Origin of the sequence: Klebsiella sp. BIGb0149, from assembly GCF_004362605.1 — a bacterium.
GTDB lineage: Bacteria > Pseudomonadota > Gammaproteobacteria > Enterobacterales > Enterobacteriaceae > Klebsiella > Klebsiella terrigena.
In genome coordinates, this window is sequence record NZ_SNYG01000001.1 from 1,295,590 (window position 1) to 1,312,469 (window position 16,880).

Annotated in this window: 17 protein-coding genes; 9 read left to right on the forward strand and 8 right to left on the reverse strand. The window is 56.9% G+C overall.

What is annotated here, in order from left to right:
* The first annotated feature begins 115 nt into the window (after nt 1-115).
* From cysB to acnA, 3 genes are all read left to right on the forward strand, one after another.
* On the forward strand, nt 116-1,090 hold the full coding sequence (cysB, locus tag EDF75_RS06200; RefSeq protein ID WP_041145186.1) for an HTH-type transcriptional regulator CysB: 975 nt from the start codon (nt 116-118) through the stop codon (nt 1,088-1,090).
* A gap of 244 nt (nt 1,091-1,334) precedes the next feature.
* Nucleotides 1,335-1,502, forward strand: coding sequence for a YmiA family putative membrane protein (locus tag EDF75_RS06205; RefSeq protein ID WP_071844914.1), 168 nt, complete (start codon nt 1,335-1,337; stop codon nt 1,500-1,502).
* A gap of 404 nt (nt 1,503-1,906) precedes the next feature.
* Nucleotides 1,907-4,579, forward strand: coding sequence for an aconitate hydratase AcnA (gene acnA / locus EDF75_RS06210; protein ID WP_133597813.1), 2,673 nt, complete (start codon nt 1,907-1,909; stop codon nt 4,577-4,579).
* Nucleotides 4,580-4,623: 44 nt separating this feature from the next.
* Here acnA and ribA read toward each other — a convergent pair whose 3' ends face one another.
* Nucleotides 4,624-5,214: a GTP cyclohydrolase II gene (ribA, locus tag EDF75_RS06215; RefSeq protein ID WP_041145188.1), complete on the reverse strand. Its 591-nt coding sequence runs from the start codon at nt 5,212-5,214 to the stop codon at nt 4,624-4,626.
* A 164-nt stretch (nt 5,215-5,378) separates the two neighbouring features.
* Here ribA and pgpB point away from each other — a divergent pair, with 164 nt between their 5' ends.
* The 5 genes from pgpB (at nt 5,379) to yciH (ending at nt 9,025) form a co-directional block, all read left to right on the forward strand.
* Complete coding sequence (gene pgpB, locus EDF75_RS06220) at nt 5,379-6,137, forward strand: phosphatidylglycerophosphatase B (RefSeq protein WP_133597815.1); 759 nt, start codon at nt 5,379-5,381, stop codon at nt 6,135-6,137.
* A gap of 144 nt (nt 6,138-6,281) precedes the next feature.
* Nucleotides 6,282-6,590, forward strand: coding sequence for a LapA family protein (locus EDF75_RS06225; RefSeq protein ID WP_133597817.1), 309 nt, complete (start codon nt 6,282-6,284; stop codon nt 6,588-6,590).
* Between the two features lie 6 nt (nt 6,591-6,596).
* Entirely contained in the window at nt 6,597-7,766 is a 1,170-nt protein-coding gene (gene lapB / locus EDF75_RS06230) for a lipopolysaccharide assembly protein LapB (RefSeq protein ID WP_133597818.1), read from the forward strand.
* A 195-nt stretch (nt 7,767-7,961) separates the two neighbouring features.
* A complete protein-coding gene (pyrF, locus tag EDF75_RS06235) occupies nt 7,962-8,699 on the forward strand; it encodes an orotidine-5'-phosphate decarboxylase (protein WP_123551333.1) in 738 nt (245 codons plus the stop codon).
* On the forward strand, nt 8,699-9,025 hold the full coding sequence (gene yciH, locus EDF75_RS06240; protein WP_041145193.1) for a stress response translation initiation inhibitor YciH: 327 nt from the start codon (nt 8,699-8,701) through the stop codon (nt 9,023-9,025). Before pyrF ends, yciH begins: the two co-directional genes overlap by 1 nt.
* Nucleotides 9,026-9,128: 103 nt before the next feature.
* Here yciH and osmB read toward each other — a convergent pair whose 3' ends face one another.
* From osmB to EDF75_RS06280, 7 genes are all read right to left on the reverse strand, one after another.
* Nucleotides 9,129-9,347, reverse strand: coding sequence for an osmotically-inducible lipoprotein OsmB (osmB, locus tag EDF75_RS06245; protein ID WP_032688354.1), 219 nt, complete (start codon nt 9,345-9,347; stop codon nt 9,129-9,131).
* Nucleotides 9,348-9,635: 288 nt separating this feature from the next.
* Nucleotides 9,636-10,385 carry a DNA-binding transcriptional regulator YciT gene (gene yciT, locus EDF75_RS06255; RefSeq protein ID WP_133597822.1) on the reverse strand — a complete coding sequence of 250 codons (750 nt, stop codon included), beginning with the start codon at nt 10,383-10,385 and terminating at the stop codon, nt 9,636-9,638.
* Nucleotides 10,386-10,457: 72 nt separating this feature from the next.
* A complete protein-coding gene (locus tag EDF75_RS06260; protein ID WP_041145195.1) occupies nt 10,458-10,640 on the reverse strand; it encodes a YciZ family protein in 183 nt (60 codons plus the stop codon).
* Between the two features lie 159 nt (nt 10,641-10,799).
* The gene (locus EDF75_RS06265; protein ID WP_133597824.1) at nt 10,800-12,734 is read right to left on the reverse strand and encodes an exoribonuclease II; all 1,935 of its coding nucleotides are present in this window, start codon (nt 12,732-12,734) and stop codon (nt 10,800-10,802) included.
* Between the two features lie 80 nt (nt 12,735-12,814).
* Nucleotides 12,815-13,972 carry a CMD domain-containing protein gene (locus EDF75_RS06270; RefSeq protein ID WP_133597825.1) on the reverse strand — a complete coding sequence of 386 codons (1,158 nt, stop codon included), beginning with the start codon at nt 13,970-13,972 and terminating at the stop codon, nt 12,815-12,817.
* Nucleotides 13,973-14,174: 202 nt separating this feature from the next.
* Complete coding sequence (gene fabI, locus EDF75_RS06275) at nt 14,175-14,963, reverse strand: enoyl-ACP reductase FabI (protein WP_045855073.1); 789 nt, start codon at nt 14,961-14,963, stop codon at nt 14,175-14,177.
* Between the two features lie 297 nt (nt 14,964-15,260).
* A complete protein-coding gene (locus tag EDF75_RS06280; RefSeq protein ID WP_133597827.1) occupies nt 15,261-15,803 on the reverse strand; it encodes a HutD/Ves family protein in 543 nt (180 codons plus the stop codon).
* 219 nt (nt 15,804-16,022) lie between these two features.
* Between EDF75_RS06280 and EDF75_RS06285 the strand changes: the two genes are divergently transcribed.
* Nucleotides 16,023-16,880: a transporter substrate-binding domain-containing protein gene (locus tag EDF75_RS06285; protein ID WP_133597829.1), complete on the forward strand. Its 858-nt coding sequence runs from the start codon at nt 16,023-16,025 to the stop codon at nt 16,878-16,880.

Genomic DNA, 16,880 nt, shown 5'->3' on the forward strand with positions numbered 1-16,880 from the left:
TCGTTTCAGGACGCTTTGCGGCGCCAGCGCGGCGAACCGCAGCTCTCTGCCGACAGGCAGCCTGAACGTCAACTGTATTAAGCGAATTCATTTTACGCGTTAACGGATATCAGCCATGAAACTACAGCAACTCCGCTACATCGTTGAGGTTGTTAACCATAATCTAAATGTCTCCTCTACCGCCGAAGGCCTGTATACCTCGCAGCCCGGCATCAGCAAGCAGGTCCGCATGCTGGAAGATGAGCTGGGTATTCAGATTTTTGCCCGCAGCGGCAAGCATTTAACTCAGGTGACGCCTGCCGGTCAGGAGATTATCCGCATTGCCCGCGAAGTGCTGTCGAAAGTTGACGCCATCAAATCAGTGGCGGGCGAGCACACGTGGCCGGATAAGGGGTCGCTGTACGTGGCGACCACTCATACCCAGGCGCGCTACGCGCTGCCTGGCGTGATTAAGGGCTTTATCGAACGCTATCCGCGCGTCTCGTTGCATATGCATCAAGGGTCGCCGACGCAGATCGCCGAGGCGGTCTCGAAGGGGAATGCCGATTTTGCTATCGCGACCGAGGCGCTGCATCTCTACGATGACCTGGTGATGCTGCCGTGCTACCACTGGAATCGTTCGATTGTCGTGACCCCTGAGCATCCGCTTGCCTCCAGAGGCTCGGTAACGATTGAAGAGCTGGCCCAGTATCCGCTGGTTACCTACACCTTTGGCTTTACCGGACGCTCCGAGCTTGATACCGCGTTCAACCGCGCCGGCCTGACGCCGCGCATCGTGTTTACCGCTACCGATGCCGATGTCATCAAAACCTACGTTCGCCTGGGTCTGGGCGTTGGGGTTATTGCGAGCATGGCGGTCGATCCGGTGTCCGACCCGGACCTCGTGAAACTTAACGCCAACGGCATTTTCAGCCACAGCACCACGAAAATAGGCTTCCGCCGCAGCACCTTCCTGCGAAGCTATATGTATGATTTTATTCAACGTTTTGCGCCGCACCTGACGCGCGACGTGGTGGATACTGCGGTGGCTTTACGCTCGAATGAAGATATTGAGGCGATGTTTAAGGATATTAAACTGCCTGAAAAATGATTTGGCTAAATATTCGGCATCCCATCCCCGGGATGCCAATACCTATAATGGACCGTATTTAACATTGTAAACCTCGTATAACTCACAAATTTCATTATTCCTTTTAACACGGTTGCAATTATACCTACCCCGATCAAATTAACGGTTAAAGATAATAATTCTGGGCAAAATTCACTGGATTAATAGAGGGTCCGTAATTAATATTTAACTGTACCTGATAATTTCAACGATTGGTGGTGAAGATATGATAAGTGATATCGATTATATGAAGTTGGCGATGTCACAGGCCGGTGACAAGACGGAAGTGGATCCTGTGTTGAGAAGTCGGGCCTGGGGCGCTGTGTTCATCGGGCTGGCTATGTTCTGGAGTATCGTTGCACTAGTCATCTGTAACGTCTGGATCGTGAGCTAAGCGACGCTTTTTCGTCTCGCTGAAAATGTCACTTTTATGACAGTAAGAACCTCGGTGTTTATTCCAGTTTAATAAACCAACGGCATTAAGGAGGATATATTTCGCCACGATGGTTTTTAATCAATAATCCATTCCTTTGAACTAATCGTCACTGAACCGGCGATTAGTTCTTTTTCGCATTTCGCTACTTAGTTCTCCTTCCGCTAATAATAATATCCCTCCCGAACTCGCCTCTTTATAACCACAAAATTCCTGCTGTCTATTTTGGTGCAATATCTTTGATGCGGTTTTACCGATTTTAGCAATTCGGGTTGTTATCAAAGTGTTATGCCTGGGATGTGTTATCTTTAATATAAACCCTGAGGAGCATCAGGGTATGCCATCCCTGAGATAAAGGAGGAGCTATGTCGTCAACCCTACGAGAAGCCAGTAAGGACGCGCTACAGGTCAATGATAAAACCTACCACTACTACAGCCTCCCGCTGGCCGCTAAAGAACTGGGCGATCTGACCCGGTTACCGAAGTCGCTTAAAGTATTGCTGGAAAACCTGCTGCGCTGGCAGGACGGCGACTCGGTCACCGCAGAGGATATCCACGCCCTGGCCGCCTGGCTCAAGCAGGCCCATGCGGACCGGGAGATTGCCTATCGCCCGGCGCGTGTCCTGATGCAGGACTTCACCGGCGTGCCGGCGGTGGTGGATTTGGCCGCCATGCGCGAAGCGGTAAAACGCCTGGGAGGCGATACCGCTAAGGTTAACCCGCTTTCCCCCGTCGACCTGGTGATTGACCACTCGGTAACGGTAGACCGCTTTGGTAACGATGACGCTTTTGAGGAGAACGTTCGCCTGGAGATGGAGCGTAACCACGAGCGCTACGCGTTCCTGCGCTGGGGGCAGCAGGCGTTCAGCCGCTTTAGCGTGGTGCCGCCGGGTACCGGCATTTGCCACCAGGTCAACCTCGAGTATCTCGGCAAGGCCGTGTGGAGCGAAGAGCATAACGGCGAATGGTTTGCCTGGCCCGATACCCTGGTCGGCACCGATTCGCATACCACCATGATTAACGGCCTCGGCGTGCTCGGCTGGGGCGTCGGCGGCATCGAGGCCGAAGCGGCAATGTTAGGCCAGCCGGTATCGATGCTGATCCCCGACGTCGTCGGCTTTAAGCTGACCGGTAAATTAAGCGAAGGGATCACCGCGACGGACCTGGTGCTCACCGTCACCCAGATGCTGCGCCAGCACGGCGTGGTGGGTAAGTTTGTCGAATTTTACGGCGACGGCCTGGATTCGCTGCCGCTGGCGGATAGGGCAACCATCGCCAACATGGCGCCGGAGTATGGTGCAACCTGCGGCTTCTTCCCGATCGATGCGGTGACTCTCAGCTATATGCGCCTGAGCGGCCGCAGTGAAGAGCAGGTGGCGCTAGTGGAAGCCTATGCCAAAGCGCAGGGAATGTGGCGCATGACCGGCGATGAGCCGGTATTTACCAGTACCCTGGCGCTGGACATGGGCACGGTAGAAGCAAGCCTTGCCGGACCTAAGCGCCCGCAGGACCGCGTCGCGTTAGGGGACGTGCCAAAAGCGTTTGCGGCCAGCACCGAGCTGGAGGTCAACCACGCGCAGAAAGACAAACGGCCGGTCGACTATACGCTGAACGGACAGCAATATTCGCTGCCGGACGGCGCGGTGGCCATCGCCGCCATTACCTCCTGCACCAACACCTCCAACCCCAGCGTCCTGATGGCCGCCGGCCTGCTGGCAAAACGGGCGGTGGAGCTTGGCCTGAAGCCGAAGCCGTGGGTCAAAGCCTCGCTGGCGCCGGGATCGAAGGTGGTTTCTGATTATCTTGCGCATGCGGGACTCACCCCTTATCTCGATACGCTGGGCTTTAATCTGGTGGGATATGGTTGCACCACCTGTATCGGTAACTCGGGTCCGCTACCGGAGCCGATTGAAGAGGCGATTAAAAAGGGCGACCTGACCGTAGGCGCGGTGCTTTCCGGCAACCGAAACTTCGAAGGGCGCATTCACCCGCTGGTGAAAACCAACTGGCTGGCCTCGCCGCCGCTGGTGGTGGCCTATGCGCTGGCCGGCAATATGAACGTTGACCTGACCCGCGATCCGCTGGGCGTCGGCAACGACGGTCAGCCGGTCTATCTGAAGGATATCTGGCCGAGCGGCCTGGAGATCGCGCGGGCGGTAGAGCAGGTTTCTACCGAGATGTTCCATAAAGAGTATGCCGAGGTTTTTGAAGGCACGCCTGAATGGAAGGCTATCGACGTCGAGCGTTCGGATACCTACGACTGGCAGAGCGACTCAACCTATATCCGCCTGTCGCCGTTCTTCGATGAGATGGGCGTTGAGCCCAAACCGGTAGAGGATATTCGCGGTGCGCGGATTCTGGCAATGCTCGGCGACTCGGTGACCACGGATCATATCTCGCCTGCGGGAAGCATCAAGGCGGAAAGCCCCGCCGGTCGCTATCTGCAAAACCGCGGCGTCGAGCGTATCGACTTCAACTCCTACGGCTCCCGGCGCGGTAACCACGAGGTGATGATGCGCGGCACCTTTGCCAACATCCGTATCCGTAACGAAATGGTGCCGGGCGTCGAAGGCGGCATGACCCGACATCTGCCGGGCAGCGAGCCGGTGGCGATTTATGACGCGGCCATGCTCTATAAGGACGAAGGGACGCCGCTGGCGGTGGTTGCCGGGAAAGAGTACGGCTCCGGCTCCAGCCGCGACTGGGCGGCGAAGGGCCCGCGTCTGCTCGGCGTACGGGTGGTAATTGCCGAATCCTTTGAACGTATTCACCGTTCTAACCTGATCGGCATGGGGATTTTACCGCTGGAGTTCCCGCAGGGCGTAACCCGCAAAACGCTGGGGCTCACCGGCGAAGAGCGGATTGATATCAGCCAGCTGCAGGCGTTAGAACCCGGCGCAACGGTGCCGGTGACCCTGACGCGGGCGGACGGGAAGCAGGAGGTGATTGCCTGCCGCTGCCGTATCGATACCGCCACGGAGCTGACCTACTATCAGAATGACGGCATTCTGCACTATGTGATCCGCAATATGCTGTAAAAAAAAGGGCCAGCAATCGCTGGCCCTGAATCTATGCTGCCGAATCAGTTATTCAGCAGATGCCCCATCTTGGCGGCTTTGGTATCCAGATAGTGGGCATTTTTCGGATTGCGTCCGACGATCAGCGGCACGCGCTCCACGATATTGATCCCGGCCTCGGTCAGAATTTCTACTTTTTTCGGGTTGTTGGTCAGCAGGCGGACGCGCTCGACGTTCAGCAGCTTGAACATATCAGCACACAGCGTAAAGTCGCGCTCGTCGGCGGCAAAGCCGAGCTGATGGTTCGCTTCTACGGTGTCGTAGCCCTGATCCTGTAAGGCGTAGGCGCGGATTTTGTTTAACAGGCCAATGTTGCGGCCTTCCTGACGATGGTACAGCAGGATCCCACGACCCTCTTCGGCGATGTGCGACAGCGCCGCTTCCAGCTGAAAACCGCAATCACAACGCAGGCTGAAAAGGGCATCGCCCGTCAGACACTCAGAGTGTACGCGAGCCAGGACGGGCGCCTGGCCCGAAATATCGCCGAAAACCAGCGCGACATGATCCTGCCCGGTTGCCAGTTCTTCAAAACCCACCATCAGGAAATCGCCCCAGGGGGTTGGCAGTTTGGCTTCTGCCACACGTTTAAGCTGCATGTGATTCTCCAGACTTTGTCAGCACCTGAATGTGCTTTCTGTTTGCCGCTATTTTGCCACAATGCCGTGAGGTTCTCCTAATTACGCACTGCTGCCTGCGCGTAAAGCGCACAAACGAACCACTTTCCGTTATGATAGTCGGCAGAAAGGATTAAGGAGATGAAATGCTGTCGATTGCCAGACGAACCGCCACCGGTGCGGCACTATTAATGATTATGCCCGCAGTGGTTTGGCTCACCGGCTGGAAGTGGCATCCTGAACTTCCGCAGCAGGGGTTAAAGGTGCTGTACTGGGTTACCGAAAGCGTGACTCAGCCGTGGGGCATCATCACTCATACGATCCTTTGCGGCTGGTTCCTGTGGTGCCTGCGCTTTCGCCTGCGGGCGGCGGTGGTGCTGTTTATGATTCTGGCCGCGGCCATTTTGCTCGGGCAGGGCATTAAGTCCTGGATCAAAGGCCAGGTGCAGGAGCCGCGTCCCTTCGTTATCTGGCTGGAAAAAACGCAGCAGGTTCCGGTCGATCAATTCTACGCGTTAAAACGCAAAGAACGCGCTAAACTGGTGCATGAACAGCTGGTTCAGGAGCAGGGAATTCCTAAATTCCTGCGCAAACACTGGCAGAAGGAGACCGGTTTTGCTTTTCCATCCGGACACACCATGTTTGCGGCCAGCTGGGCGCTGCTCGGGGTGGGGCTGCTGTGGCCGCGCCGCCGTCGGCTGACCATTGCGCTGCTGATGGTCTGGGCCACCGCGGTGATGGGGAGCCGTCTGGCGCTGGGAATGCACTGGCCGCAGGATTTGCTCGTTGCCACGCTTATCTCCTGGCTGCTGGTGACGCTGGCCACCTGGCTGACACAGCGGCTGTGTGGCCCGCTGACGCCGCCCGGGGAAGAGGCGCAGGATATTAAGAAACGGACGCAATAACAGGGCTAACGTTGTTTTTCGCGCCATCTGGCCCCATATCCTGCAGTGGTGTCGTGCTTTTCCATTCCACCGCTGCAGCGAAAATGATACTTTATAGGGCTGAACGCGGGATTTTTTCGCGCAACCCACATAACGGGAAGTAGTGTGAAATATTTACTCATTTTCTTACTGGTACTCGCGATCTTCGTCATCTCCGTGACGCTGGGTGCGCAAAATGACCAACTGGTTACGTTCAACTATTTACTCGCACAGGGTGAATTCCGCATTTCAACGCTGCTGGCGGTGCTCTTCGCGGCAGGGTTTGCCATTGGCTGGCTGATCTGCGGCCTTTTCTGGCTGCGGGTTCGCGTCTCGTTGGCTCGCGCCGAGCGTAAAGTTAAGCGCCTTGAGCATCAGATTGCGCCAGCGGGCGTAGCGCCACTCGATGCAGGCACCCCTGCGGTGAAGGAATAATCGTTTATGCTGGAGTTGTTGTTTCTGCTTTTGCCCGTAGCCGCCGCGTACGGCTGGTATATGGGGCGCAGAAGTGCACAACAGTCCAAACAGGACGACGCTAGCCGCCTGTCGCGTGATTATGTGACCGGGGTTAACTTCCTGTTGAGCAATCAGCAGGATAAAGCCGTGGATCTGTTCCTCGATATGCTGAAAGAGGATACCGGCACCGTTGAAGCTCACCTGACTCTTGGCAACCTGTTCCGCTCCCGCGGCGAGGTTGACCGGGCTATCCGCATTCACCAAAGCCTGATGGAAAGCGCCTCGCTGACCTACGATCAGCGTCTGCTTGCCGTGCAGCAGCTGGGACGTGACTATATGGCCGCCGGCCTGTACGACCGGGCGGAGGACATGTTCAAACAGCTGGTGGATGAAACCGATTTTCGCCTCAGCGCGCTGCAGCAGCTGCTGCAGATTTACCAGTCCACCAGCGACTGGCAGTCCGCCATTGATGTAGCCGAACGTCTGGTGAAGCTCGGCAAAGAGAAGCATCGCGGCGATATCGCCAACTTCTGGTGCGAGCTGGCGCTGCAGCAGATGGCGAACAGCGATATGGATAAGGCCATGTCGCTGTTGAAAAAAGGCGCCGCGGCCGATCGCAACAGCGCCAGGGTGTCGATCATGATGGGCCGGGTATGGATGGAAAAGGGCGATTATCCGAAGGCGGTCGAGAGCCTGGAACGGGTGATCAATCAGGACAAAGAGCTGGTCGGCGAGACCCTCGAAATGCTCCAGACCTGCTACCAGCAGCTGGGTAAAATCGACGAGTGGGAAGCGTTTCTCCGCCGCTGCGTTGATGAGAATACCGGCGCGACCGCCGAGCTGATGCTGGCGCAGATCCTCGAACAGCGCGAGGGGATTGAAGCCGCCCAAAGCTACGTCACCCGTCAGCTTGAGCGCCATCCGACGATGCGCGTTTTCCATAAGCTGATGGACTACCACCTTAACGAAGCGGAAGAGGGGCGCGCGAAAGAGAGCCTCGGCGTGCTGCGCAATATGGTCGGCGAGCAGGTACGCAGCAAGCCGCGATACCGCTGCCAAAAATGCGGCTTTACCGCCCACAGCCTCTACTGGCACTGCCCGTCCTGCCGCTCGTGGTCCACCATCAAACCGATTCGCGGCCTTGACGGCCAGTAAGATTTAAAAAAAGCCCTTCTTTAGTTACAACATACTGTTGGTTTTTTGCACCGCGCTGTCGTTCGGCCATTGCGCCGCCATCGCCGGGCAGGCGCTGAAACGCAGCCTGTTATTTTCCCCTTATCGCAGGTAGAATGCTGCCCGTTTACCTTTTTTGCGCCGAGCCCGGCGCCCATCAACAATTAAGGTCTGGTCATGACGTCTACTGCTACATCTTCTTCTCGCGTTGTCACATCCTCTCCCGTTGTTGTGGCTCTCGATTATGATAACCGCGATAAGGCGCTGGCGTTCGTCGACCGCATCGATCCGCGGGACTGCCGCCTCAAGGTTGGCAAAGAGATGTTTACGCTGCTGGGGCCGCAGTTTGTCCGCGATTTGCACCAGCGTAATTTTGAGGTTTTCCTCGATCTCAAGTTTCACGATATCCCTAACACCACCGCTCACGCCGTTGCGGCGGCGGCCGAACTTGGCGTCTGGATGGTCAACGTCCATGCCAGCGGCGGCGCGCGGATGATGACCGCGGCGCGCGAAGCCCTGCTGCCGTTTGGCAAAGATGCGCCGCTGCTGATTGCCGTCACCGTGCTGACCAGCATGGAAGCCGGTGATTTGCAGGAGCTGGGTATTACGCTCTCTCCGGCCGACCATGCGGCCAAGCTGGCGGCGCTGACCCAACGCTGCGGCCTTGATGGCGTCGTCTGCTCGGCGCAGGAAGCGGCGCGCTTCAAACAGGAGCTGGGCCAGGCGTTTAAGCTGGTGACCCCCGGCATTCGTCCTGAGGGCAGCGATGCAGGCGACCAGCGCCGCATTATGACGCCGGAGCAGGCGCAGGCCGCGGGCGTGGACTATATGGTTATCGGCCGTCCGGTGACGCAGTCTGCCGACCCGGCGGCGACCTTACGCCAGATTAATGCATCGCTGAATAAGGGGGCCTAATGACCGATTCTAACAGCCGTCTGGTTTACTCGACGGAGAGCGGACGTATCGATGAGCCGAAGCAGGTTGTCGAACGCCCTAAAGGCGATGGCGTGGTGCGTATTCAGCGCCAGACCAGCGGCCGTAAAGGTAAGGGCGTATGCCTGATCGTCGGCATTGACGCGGACGATGACGCGCTGGCGAAGCTGGCCGCTGAGCTGAAAAAGAAATGCGGCTGCGGCGGGTCGGTAAAAGAAGGGGTGATTGAAATTCAGGGCGATAAGCGCGACCTGATAAAATCGCTGCTTGAAGCTAAGGGTATGAAGGTCAAGCTGGCCGGCGGCTGATAATAACAACAGGGCCACGGTAAATACCGTGGCCCTGATTTTTTCCGGTGCGTAAGTCAGAAAATCTGCGAGCAGTTATTTTTTATTTGAACTGATTTAAAACTTATTTACCTACCTGGTGACCGATAATTCCGCCAACCGCTGCGCCGCCCAGGGTACCCAGGGTGCTGCCATCGGTTAATACCGCGCCGCCCAGTGCGCCAGCACCGGCACCAATGGCGGTATTACGATCGCGTTTTGACCAGTTAGAACACGCGCTCAGGGACATTACTACCGTGACAGCCAGAACTGCCGCAGCCATTTTTTTGCTCATTGAAGTCATCATATTTTTCTCCTGAATAATCTATTCATGGATACAACTTCCTTTAAGCATAGCGTGAACTATGCGTTAAGGGCTATTCCATGAAGTTTAGTTGCGCAGGTGTTACTTTAATCACGCGGGTGATAGTCACTTCCTGTTATATCGCTAACAATAATTCTACTTTTTTTAAATTTTACCGGCAGGTAAATAGTCTGAATTGGGGGCTCGGAATACTCTCAGACGTGGCGCGGCGCGGCCTGCGCCCACCTGAGTGGGCGACGAAGAAATGAATAAAAGAGGGGGGGCGGATCAGGCGACGCTGACGATATCGACGGTTAAACCACTTTCAGCCAGCTGCTGGCGGGCGGTATCGTGCAGGTTGCTATCGGTAATGATGCGATCGAAGCGCCCAACCGGGCCGAGTGGGTAAGGGTGTACGACGCTGAATTTTGAACTGTCGCTTAGCACAATTGCCTCGCAGCCTTTCTCCAGCACCGCGTTAACCACGTCCGCGCGCATCATATCCCGCCCGGTAAACCCGGTCTCAGGCTGCCAGCCGTCGATACCAATGAACGCTTTGCTGAAATGGACCTGCTGGATAAACTGCCGGGTCAGCGGACCGACCATGCTCTCGCTGCGTTTTTGATAGATCCCGCCGAGCAGAATCACTTCTCCTGGCGTCTCTTTCAGCAGGTGGGCGATATAGCTGCTGACGGTAATGATGGTGATATCCCCACGCTCGGCAAGCGTCCTGGCGAGCAGAGCGTTGCAGCTGCCGTTCTCGATAAATACCGTCTCGCCGGGAGAAACCAGCGTAGCGGCCCGCATAGCCAGCTCACGCTTAATGGCGAAATAGGTCATCATGCGGGTTTCTACGTCCTCGCTATCCAGTGGCACGGCAAAACCGTGGGTACGACGCAGATAGCTCTGCTTTTCCAGCAGATTCAAATCCTGACGTACGGTCACTTCAGAGACACCGGTCATCTTCGCGAGATCGGCCACGCTCATGCGGCCTTTATCGATGACCATTTGCAAAATACTTTGTTGTCGGGCGTTCATAGCAACATCACTGTTAGGGGGCTATTTTACGGGCAATCGACGCTGCGCGGTCGCTTACGGCGCGAAGGACTGTCAGATTTCCCAGGGGGCTTTCGGCTGACCGGGCTTGCTTTCCGGCTCATCGTTAGCCAGAGCCTGCAGCTCCGCCTTGAGGATCTCCAGATTATGAATCGCGGAGTGATAGTCTCCGGCAACCAGAATATCCAGCACGGTATCGATACGTTGGGCGAGCAGGCGGGCATTCAGATCAGACATAGTATTATCCTGGTTACAAAAGCGAATGAAATCAATGATGCAAAAAACGGATGCAAAAGAGAAGTGAAAAGATCGCACAACCTATCTCATCTGGGGGTTTTTAGAGCAGGAGCGGGAAAACGAACGGCTCCCGGAGTCGGGAGCCGCTGAGGAGTACTATCAGGCGAACGGACGGGCAATAACGCTACGGGTTTCCATTCTGACTTCGGCAATCTTAACGTCGATAACGTCGGTCACCTTGTAGACGGTTTCACCCTTAATCTGTACGGTGCCGTTTTCCTGGCTGCAGACCAGCTCATCGCGGACGGCGTGCAGGAACGGTGCCGGGATAAAGGCGACCGCGCCGTTATCGACCAGGCGCACGCGCATGCCGCCGCGGCTGATATCGATAATTTCCGCCGCGAAGCGCGTATCGGTGCCGGCGTTCGGGCTCAGGTAACGTGCGTACAGCCAGTCGCCGACGTCGCGCTCTGCCATCCGGTTCAGACGACGGCGTTCTGCCATCTGCACCGCTACGTCATCATTAGGGCGCGCGATGGTTTCACCTTTAATAATGGCTTTCAGCAGGCGATGGTTAATCATATCGCCGTACTTACGAATCGGTGAGGTCCAGGTGGCGTAAGCTTCGAGGCCAAGGCCGAAGTGCGGGCCCGGTTCGGTGCTGATTTCGGCGTAGGACTGGAAGCGGCGGATGCGGCTGTCGAGGAAACCAGACGGCTGCGCGTCCAGCTCACGGCGCAGCTTGCAGAAGCCGTTAAGGGTCAGAACTTCCAGCGGATCGACGTGCACGTCATGGGTCTTCAGCAGCGCGGCCAGCTGTTCAGTATTGGCCGGATCGAAGCCGGTATGCACGTTGTAAACGCCAAAGCCCAGGCGGTCGCGCAGCACGCGAGCGGCGCAGATGTTGGCGGCAATCATCGACTCTTCAACGATGCGGTTAGCGATACGGCGCGGCTCGGCAACGATATCCAGCACTTCACCTTTCTCACCCAGCACGAAGCGGTAGTCCGGACGGTCCTTAAACACCAGCGCATGGGTTTTACGCCATTCGCTGCGGCGCAGGCACAGGTCCTGCAGCAGGGTAATCTGCTGAGCGATGGCTTCGCTTTCGGGCTGCCAGCTGCCGGTATTTTCCAGCCAGTCGGAGACGTTGTCGTAGGCCAGCTTCGCTTTCGACTCAATCGTGGCGGCAAAAAATTCAATATCGTCTTCAATGGTACCGTCGGCCGAGAGGATCATGCGGCAGGCCAGCACCGGACGGATTTCGTTGGCGCGCAGCGAGCACAGGTCGTCGGAGAGCTCGCGTGGCAGCATCGGGATATTAAAGCCCGGCAGGTAGTTGGTGAAGGCGCGAATTTTTGCCGCGTCGTCCAGCTTGCTGCCTTCGGCAATCCAGGCGGTCGGGTCGGCGATCGCGACGGTCAGCTGCAGCTTACCGTCAGCGGCGGCTTCCACATACAGCGCATCGTCCATATCCTGGGTGCTGGCGCTATCGATGGTCACGAACGCCAGCGCCGTCAGGTCGCGACGCTCCAGCCCTTCGTCCAGCATCTCGGTAGCCACGCCGTCTGGCGCTTCTTTTTCCAGATTATGGCGCGCCAGGGTAACCCACCACGGCACGAAGTGGTCGTCGCTGAAGGTGATGAACTGGGTTAATTCGGCGTAGAAGCCGCGGTCGCCTTTCAGCGGATGGCGGCGCATTTCGGCCACCGCCCAGTCACCCTCGCTGAAATCGTGGCTGACGCTGCGATCGGCGCGGCACGGAATGGCATCTTTCAGCAGCGGATGATCGGGAACAATAGACAGGCGATCGTCTTTTTTATGCACTTTACCAACGAAACGCGTCAGGAAAGGCTCGATCAACTCTTCCGGCTCCGCGCTTTCACGTTCTTTTTCAGTATGGACCACGGCGGTAATACGATCGCCATGCATCACTTTTTTCATTTGCGGCGGCGGAATGAAATAGCTTTTCTGCGAGTCAACTTCGAGGAAGCCAAAGCCTTTTTCCGTACCCTTAACGACCCCTTCAACGCGAGGAGTCTGAGAATGCAGTTGCTGTTTAAGCTGCGCTAGCAGCGGGTTGTCCTGAAACATAATTTGGTATTTTCGTGGCTAAAAGAGCGGCTGTCATTTTTACGCGATTATGCCTGTTGCAGCAAGCGCTGTTTGGCATTTTACGTCCGTTGACCCACATTGCCGAGGGCGATTTTCAGCCGGTTGATCCAGCCGCATAGCCCGCACCAGGCCAGAATATCGATAACCTGCGTTCGGGAAAGCCCGTATTCAGTGAGGGGCGTTAGCTGAGCGGCGCTGAAGCGGTCGGGAGAGCGGGTTAACAGCTGCACCGCCAGATAGATTGCGCGCTCGGATTGATGCTTTTCGCCCCACGCCTGAAGCGCACGATCGTCATGGCGTAATGCGTCGGGAAACGCCTGGGAGCCGGTCCATTCTCGCTCCCAGGCGTTAAAACAGCTAACGCTGCCGTTGATCCGCGCCGCAATCAGCGCGACCAGAGGCGCGAACGGCTGATTTTCACTCAGTTGGGTAAGCAGCTCATCCTGCGCGCTGAGGATAGCATCGTGGACCGCCAGCAGCGGCGCCAGCTCGGCGAGGCCGGGGTGTTGCTGCCAGTTGACCAGCCGCGCCTGGCGATCGTCGTCAGCGTAGCGCAGGTCGCCGTCGCTGACGTCGGCCAGCCAGTCGACGTCAGCAGCGGCAAAGCCTTCTGCCGGCGCATCCTCCTGCTGCGGCATTCCCGGCATCCAGCGCACCGGAAAGCCCAGCGTCGCCTGGAAGGTGGCGATCGCGCGGGCCTGGAAGCCGACAAAACCGATAATCTGGTTAATCAGGATAATATCGCGGCTGGTTAATCCCACTTCGTCCAGCTGGCTGCGGGAGAGGGCGGTAATGACCGAGGGCGAGCTGGCCAGCTGGCGCGCATACTGCGTGATCTGCGCCAGACGACGATTGCTCTCGCGGGATGAGTCCGGGCCCGGCAGCGGCGCCAGGCGCGCCGCGTAGTGGTTACACAGGCGCTGTACGCCATAGACCTGCGCGACGGTTAGCGCCGTGCTCAGGCGATCGTAGGCGCTAAAGGTTTGCAGACGATTCGCCGTCACTGAGGTCGGAAAGAGCGCGTCGGCCAAACATCGAGCCGGCGCCAGCCAGCCCGCATGCGCGTGGAGCAGCTCTTCGGGCAACGTCAGGTCGAGTAAAAAACGGTCTTCGACATAAGCGGCTTCAGGGACGAGCGGTAATACATCCACCGGGCAGATTGTTGACTGGGTCTCGTGATACCAGTGGTTTTTGCCATACACGCGGCGTTGCTCCATGGGCGTTCCTTGATCGATATGTGTCCGGCCGCACTTCTGTGGGCCATCTATGCATAACTATCCTGGCGTAACCCTGGAGCAGGAGAAAATATTGATACGTGCTAACAAATAGCTGATTGGAATAACAGAGCGGGAGAGAAGGCGCGAAAGGTCGTCAGCAGCAGAGTAAAACCCTCCTCACGGCGTGAGGAGGGCAAAGAACTTATTTCAGTTCCAGCTCGTTCATGGCGGCAATGCTGAAGCCGCCGTCAACGTGAACCACTTCACCGGAGATGCCCGCAGAGAGGTTAGAGCACAGGAACGCTGCGCTGTTGCCGACGTCTTCGATGGTCACGGTACGACGAATCGGGGTGACGGCTTCGCAGTGGGCCAGCATTTTACGGAAATCTTTAATCCCGGATGCTGCCAGAGTACGGATCGGACCGGCGGAGATGGCGTTGACGCGCACGCCTTCCGGACCCATCGCGTTCGCCATGTAGCGCACGTTCGCTTCCAGAGACGCCTTCGCCAGGCCCATCACGTTGTAGTTAGGGATCGCGCGCTCTGCGCCCAGGTAGGAGAGCGTCAGCAGGGCGGAGCCCGGGTTCAGCATCTCGCGGCAGGCTTTCGCCATCGCTACAAAGCTGTAGGCGCTGATGTCGTGAGCAATTTTGAAACCTTCACGAGTTACCGCGTTAACGTAGTCGCCGTCCAGCTGATCGGCCGGTGCGAAACCGATTGAGTGAACGAAACCGTCGAATTTCGGCCATACTTTGCTCAGTTCGGTGAACAGAGACTCAATGCTCTCATCTTCAGCCACGTCGCACGGCAGTACGATGTTGGAACCCAGTGCCGCAGCAAATTCTTCCACACGACCTTTCAGTTTGTCGTTCTGATAGGTGAACGCCAGTTCAGCCCCTTCACGGTGCATTGCTTGCGCAATACCGTAGGCGATGGACAGTTTGCTGGCAACGCCAGTCACCAGAATGCGCTTACCGGAAAGAAAACCCATAGCTTTAATCCTTATCGTTATTGCTTATTTTTACTTTAACAATCATGTAGTTAGTGTTGTTATTTCAAAATAACTCAAATTTAGCCGAGAATTATATCCCACTGACGACCCCCTGTGTCACGCTATTTTTCAGCAATAGCGGACATCCAGCGGGCGGCATCGGCGCTGCCGCTGCGTTCATGGGCGTCAACCTTCACGGTCAGCGCAGGCGGCTTATCGTATCCCTGCCATCGCGTACTCTCCAGTATATCACCGGATATCGCGGGCGTTCGGCGCCGTTCTCCGGGCGAAATACGGCTAACCTACGCTCAGGCTCGTCAGCAGCAGCCTGGCGTCGGCGGATCGCGGGAGAAGCTCCCCCGGCGGCGTATCCTGCCACCAGATGCCGCTCCCGGCAGCGTGCAGCTGCTCCCCCAACTGCCAGCGCCCTTGCAGCACCCAGGCGACTCCCGCCGCGCCGGGCCGCTGCGCGGTGGACACCACGCTCACCTGCGCCGTGGCCCGGCTACGCTGGGTCATTATGTTGAAGTCCAGCCCCGGTTGCGTAATCCCCTCGCTGGCCAGCGGCCATTCGCCGGCAAAGGCCCACGGCTCCCACAGGTGCAGGTGATGGGCGATATCTCCGCCGCGCAGCCACAGAGAACCGCCGTCTATCAGGGTTATCACCCGATCTACGCCCGGAAAGGGTGAAAATGGTCCGTCGCTTTGTAAAGTGGCGATGCTGGCCCGCCAGAGAAACGGCGCATCGGGCGACGGCACGCTGACGATTTCTCGGGTTTCGCCGCCGCCGTTTTTCCACGGCGTGACGGGCAGGGAGGATAATGTAAAGGGCATAATCATCGCGGGCATACCACCTTATATGTGAATACATGTAAATTTTTTGATACATGCACTTTTCAATTTAATCACAAATTATTTACAGCCTGGTTCACAAATCCATCATCGGAACAGTGTATGGATTTGTCAATGCTTGTATATACATGATCTGTCATCTGTGATTTACACCTGCCTGGCAGTCGCCGTTCGGCAATTATTTTAATGATCTCAGGAGAATCAATCATGAAGCAGAGCATTACTTTTCGTCAGACCTGCCTGTCAGCCCTGTTTTCTGGACTATTGCTCTGCGGTGGAACGGTCAATGCGAAGGAGTGGAAGTCGATTACCATCGCGACCGAAGGAGGGTATGAGCCCTGGAACCTGACGCTGCCGGGAGGGAAGCTGAGCGGATTCGAGCCCGAGCTGATGGCGAACCTCTGCCAGCGCATGGGGATTGAGTGCAAGCTGGTAGTGCAAAACTGGGACGGGATGATCGCCGGCCTGAACGCGGGAAAATACGACGTGATTATGGATGCCATCGTGATCACCCCTGAGAGAAAGCAGGTGGTCACCTTCACGCAGCCTTATGCCGCCACGCCGGCCTCATTTATTGCGGTAAAAGGCACGCTGCTGCCGCCGGCGACCGGCGCCGGCCACACCATCAAGCTCCACGATGACGAAAAAGAGATTCAGGTGGCGATTGCGCCGCTGCGGGCGGCGCTTAAAGGGAAAACCATCGGTATCGCCTCCGGTACCGTCTATACGCCGTTTATTGACAAGTACTTCAAAGATATCGCGGACATTCGTGAATACAACAGCTCGGCGGATGCGATTCTCGATCTGCAGTCCGAGCGTATTGATGCCGTATTTGACGATATTACCTTTGCCAATACCACGCTTGCGCGTCCTGAAAATAGCAACCTGAGCTTTAGCGGCCCGCAGCTGAGCGGCCCAATCTGGGGCGAGGGCGAAGCGATGGGCGTTCGCCATGCGGATGCCGATTTAAAAGCGAAGCTCGATGCGGCCATTCAGGCCGCGCTGGCCGACGGAACGGTGAAAAAGCTGAGTGAAAAATGGTTTAAGAGCGACGTCACCCCATAA

Bases quoted from the DNA above. Each gene is read 5' to 3' on its own strand.
- EDF75_RS06280 (WP_133597827.1), bottom strand. From the start codon at position 15,803: ATGATTATGCCCTTTACATTATCCTCCCTGCCCGTCACGCCGTGGAAA.
- ribA (WP_041145188.1), bottom strand. From the start codon at position 5,214: ATGCAGCTTAAACGTGTGGCAGAAGCCAAACTGCCAACCCCCTGGGGC.
- EDF75_RS06205 (WP_071844914.1), top strand. From the start codon at position 1,335: ATGATAAGTGATATCGATTATATGAAGTTGGCGATGTCACAGGCCGGT.
- EDF75_RS06260 (WP_041145195.1), bottom strand. From the start codon at position 10,640: ATGTCTGATCTGAATGCCCGCCTGCTCGCCCAACGTATCGATACCGTG.
- yciT (WP_133597822.1), bottom strand. From the start codon at position 10,385: ATGAACGCCCGACAACAAAGTATTTTGCAAATGGTCATCGATAAAGGC.
- EDF75_RS06270 (WP_133597825.1), bottom strand. From the start codon at position 13,972: ATGGAGCAACGCCGCGTGTATGGCAAAAACCACTGGTATCACGAGACC.
- osmB (WP_032688354.1), bottom strand. From the start codon at position 9,347: ATGACTTCAATGAGCAAAAAAATGGCTGCGGCAGTTCTGGCTGTCACG.
- EDF75_RS06285 (WP_133597829.1), top strand. From the start codon at position 16,023: ATGAAGCAGAGCATTACTTTTCGTCAGACCTGCCTGTCAGCCCTGTTT.
- lapB (WP_133597818.1), top strand. From the start codon at position 6,597: ATGCTGGAGTTGTTGTTTCTGCTTTTGCCCGTAGCCGCCGCGTACGGC.
- EDF75_RS06265 (WP_133597824.1), bottom strand. From the start codon at position 12,734: ATGTTTCAGGACAACCCGCTGCTAGCGCAGCTTAAACAGCAACTGCAT.
- fabI (WP_045855073.1), bottom strand. From the start codon at position 14,963: ATGGGTTTTCTTTCCGGTAAGCGCATTCTGGTGACTGGCGTTGCCAGC.
- pyrF (WP_123551333.1), top strand. From the start codon at position 7,962: ATGACGTCTACTGCTACATCTTCTTCTCGCGTTGTCACATCCTCTCCC.
- cysB (WP_041145186.1), top strand. From the start codon at position 116: ATGAAACTACAGCAACTCCGCTACATCGTTGAGGTTGTTAACCATAAT.
- pgpB (WP_133597815.1), top strand. From the start codon at position 5,379: ATGCTGTCGATTGCCAGACGAACCGCCACCGGTGCGGCACTATTAATG.
- acnA (WP_133597813.1), top strand. From the start codon at position 1,907: ATGTCGTCAACCCTACGAGAAGCCAGTAAGGACGCGCTACAGGTCAAT.
- yciH (WP_041145193.1), top strand. From the start codon at position 8,699: ATGACCGATTCTAACAGCCGTCTGGTTTACTCGACGGAGAGCGGACGT.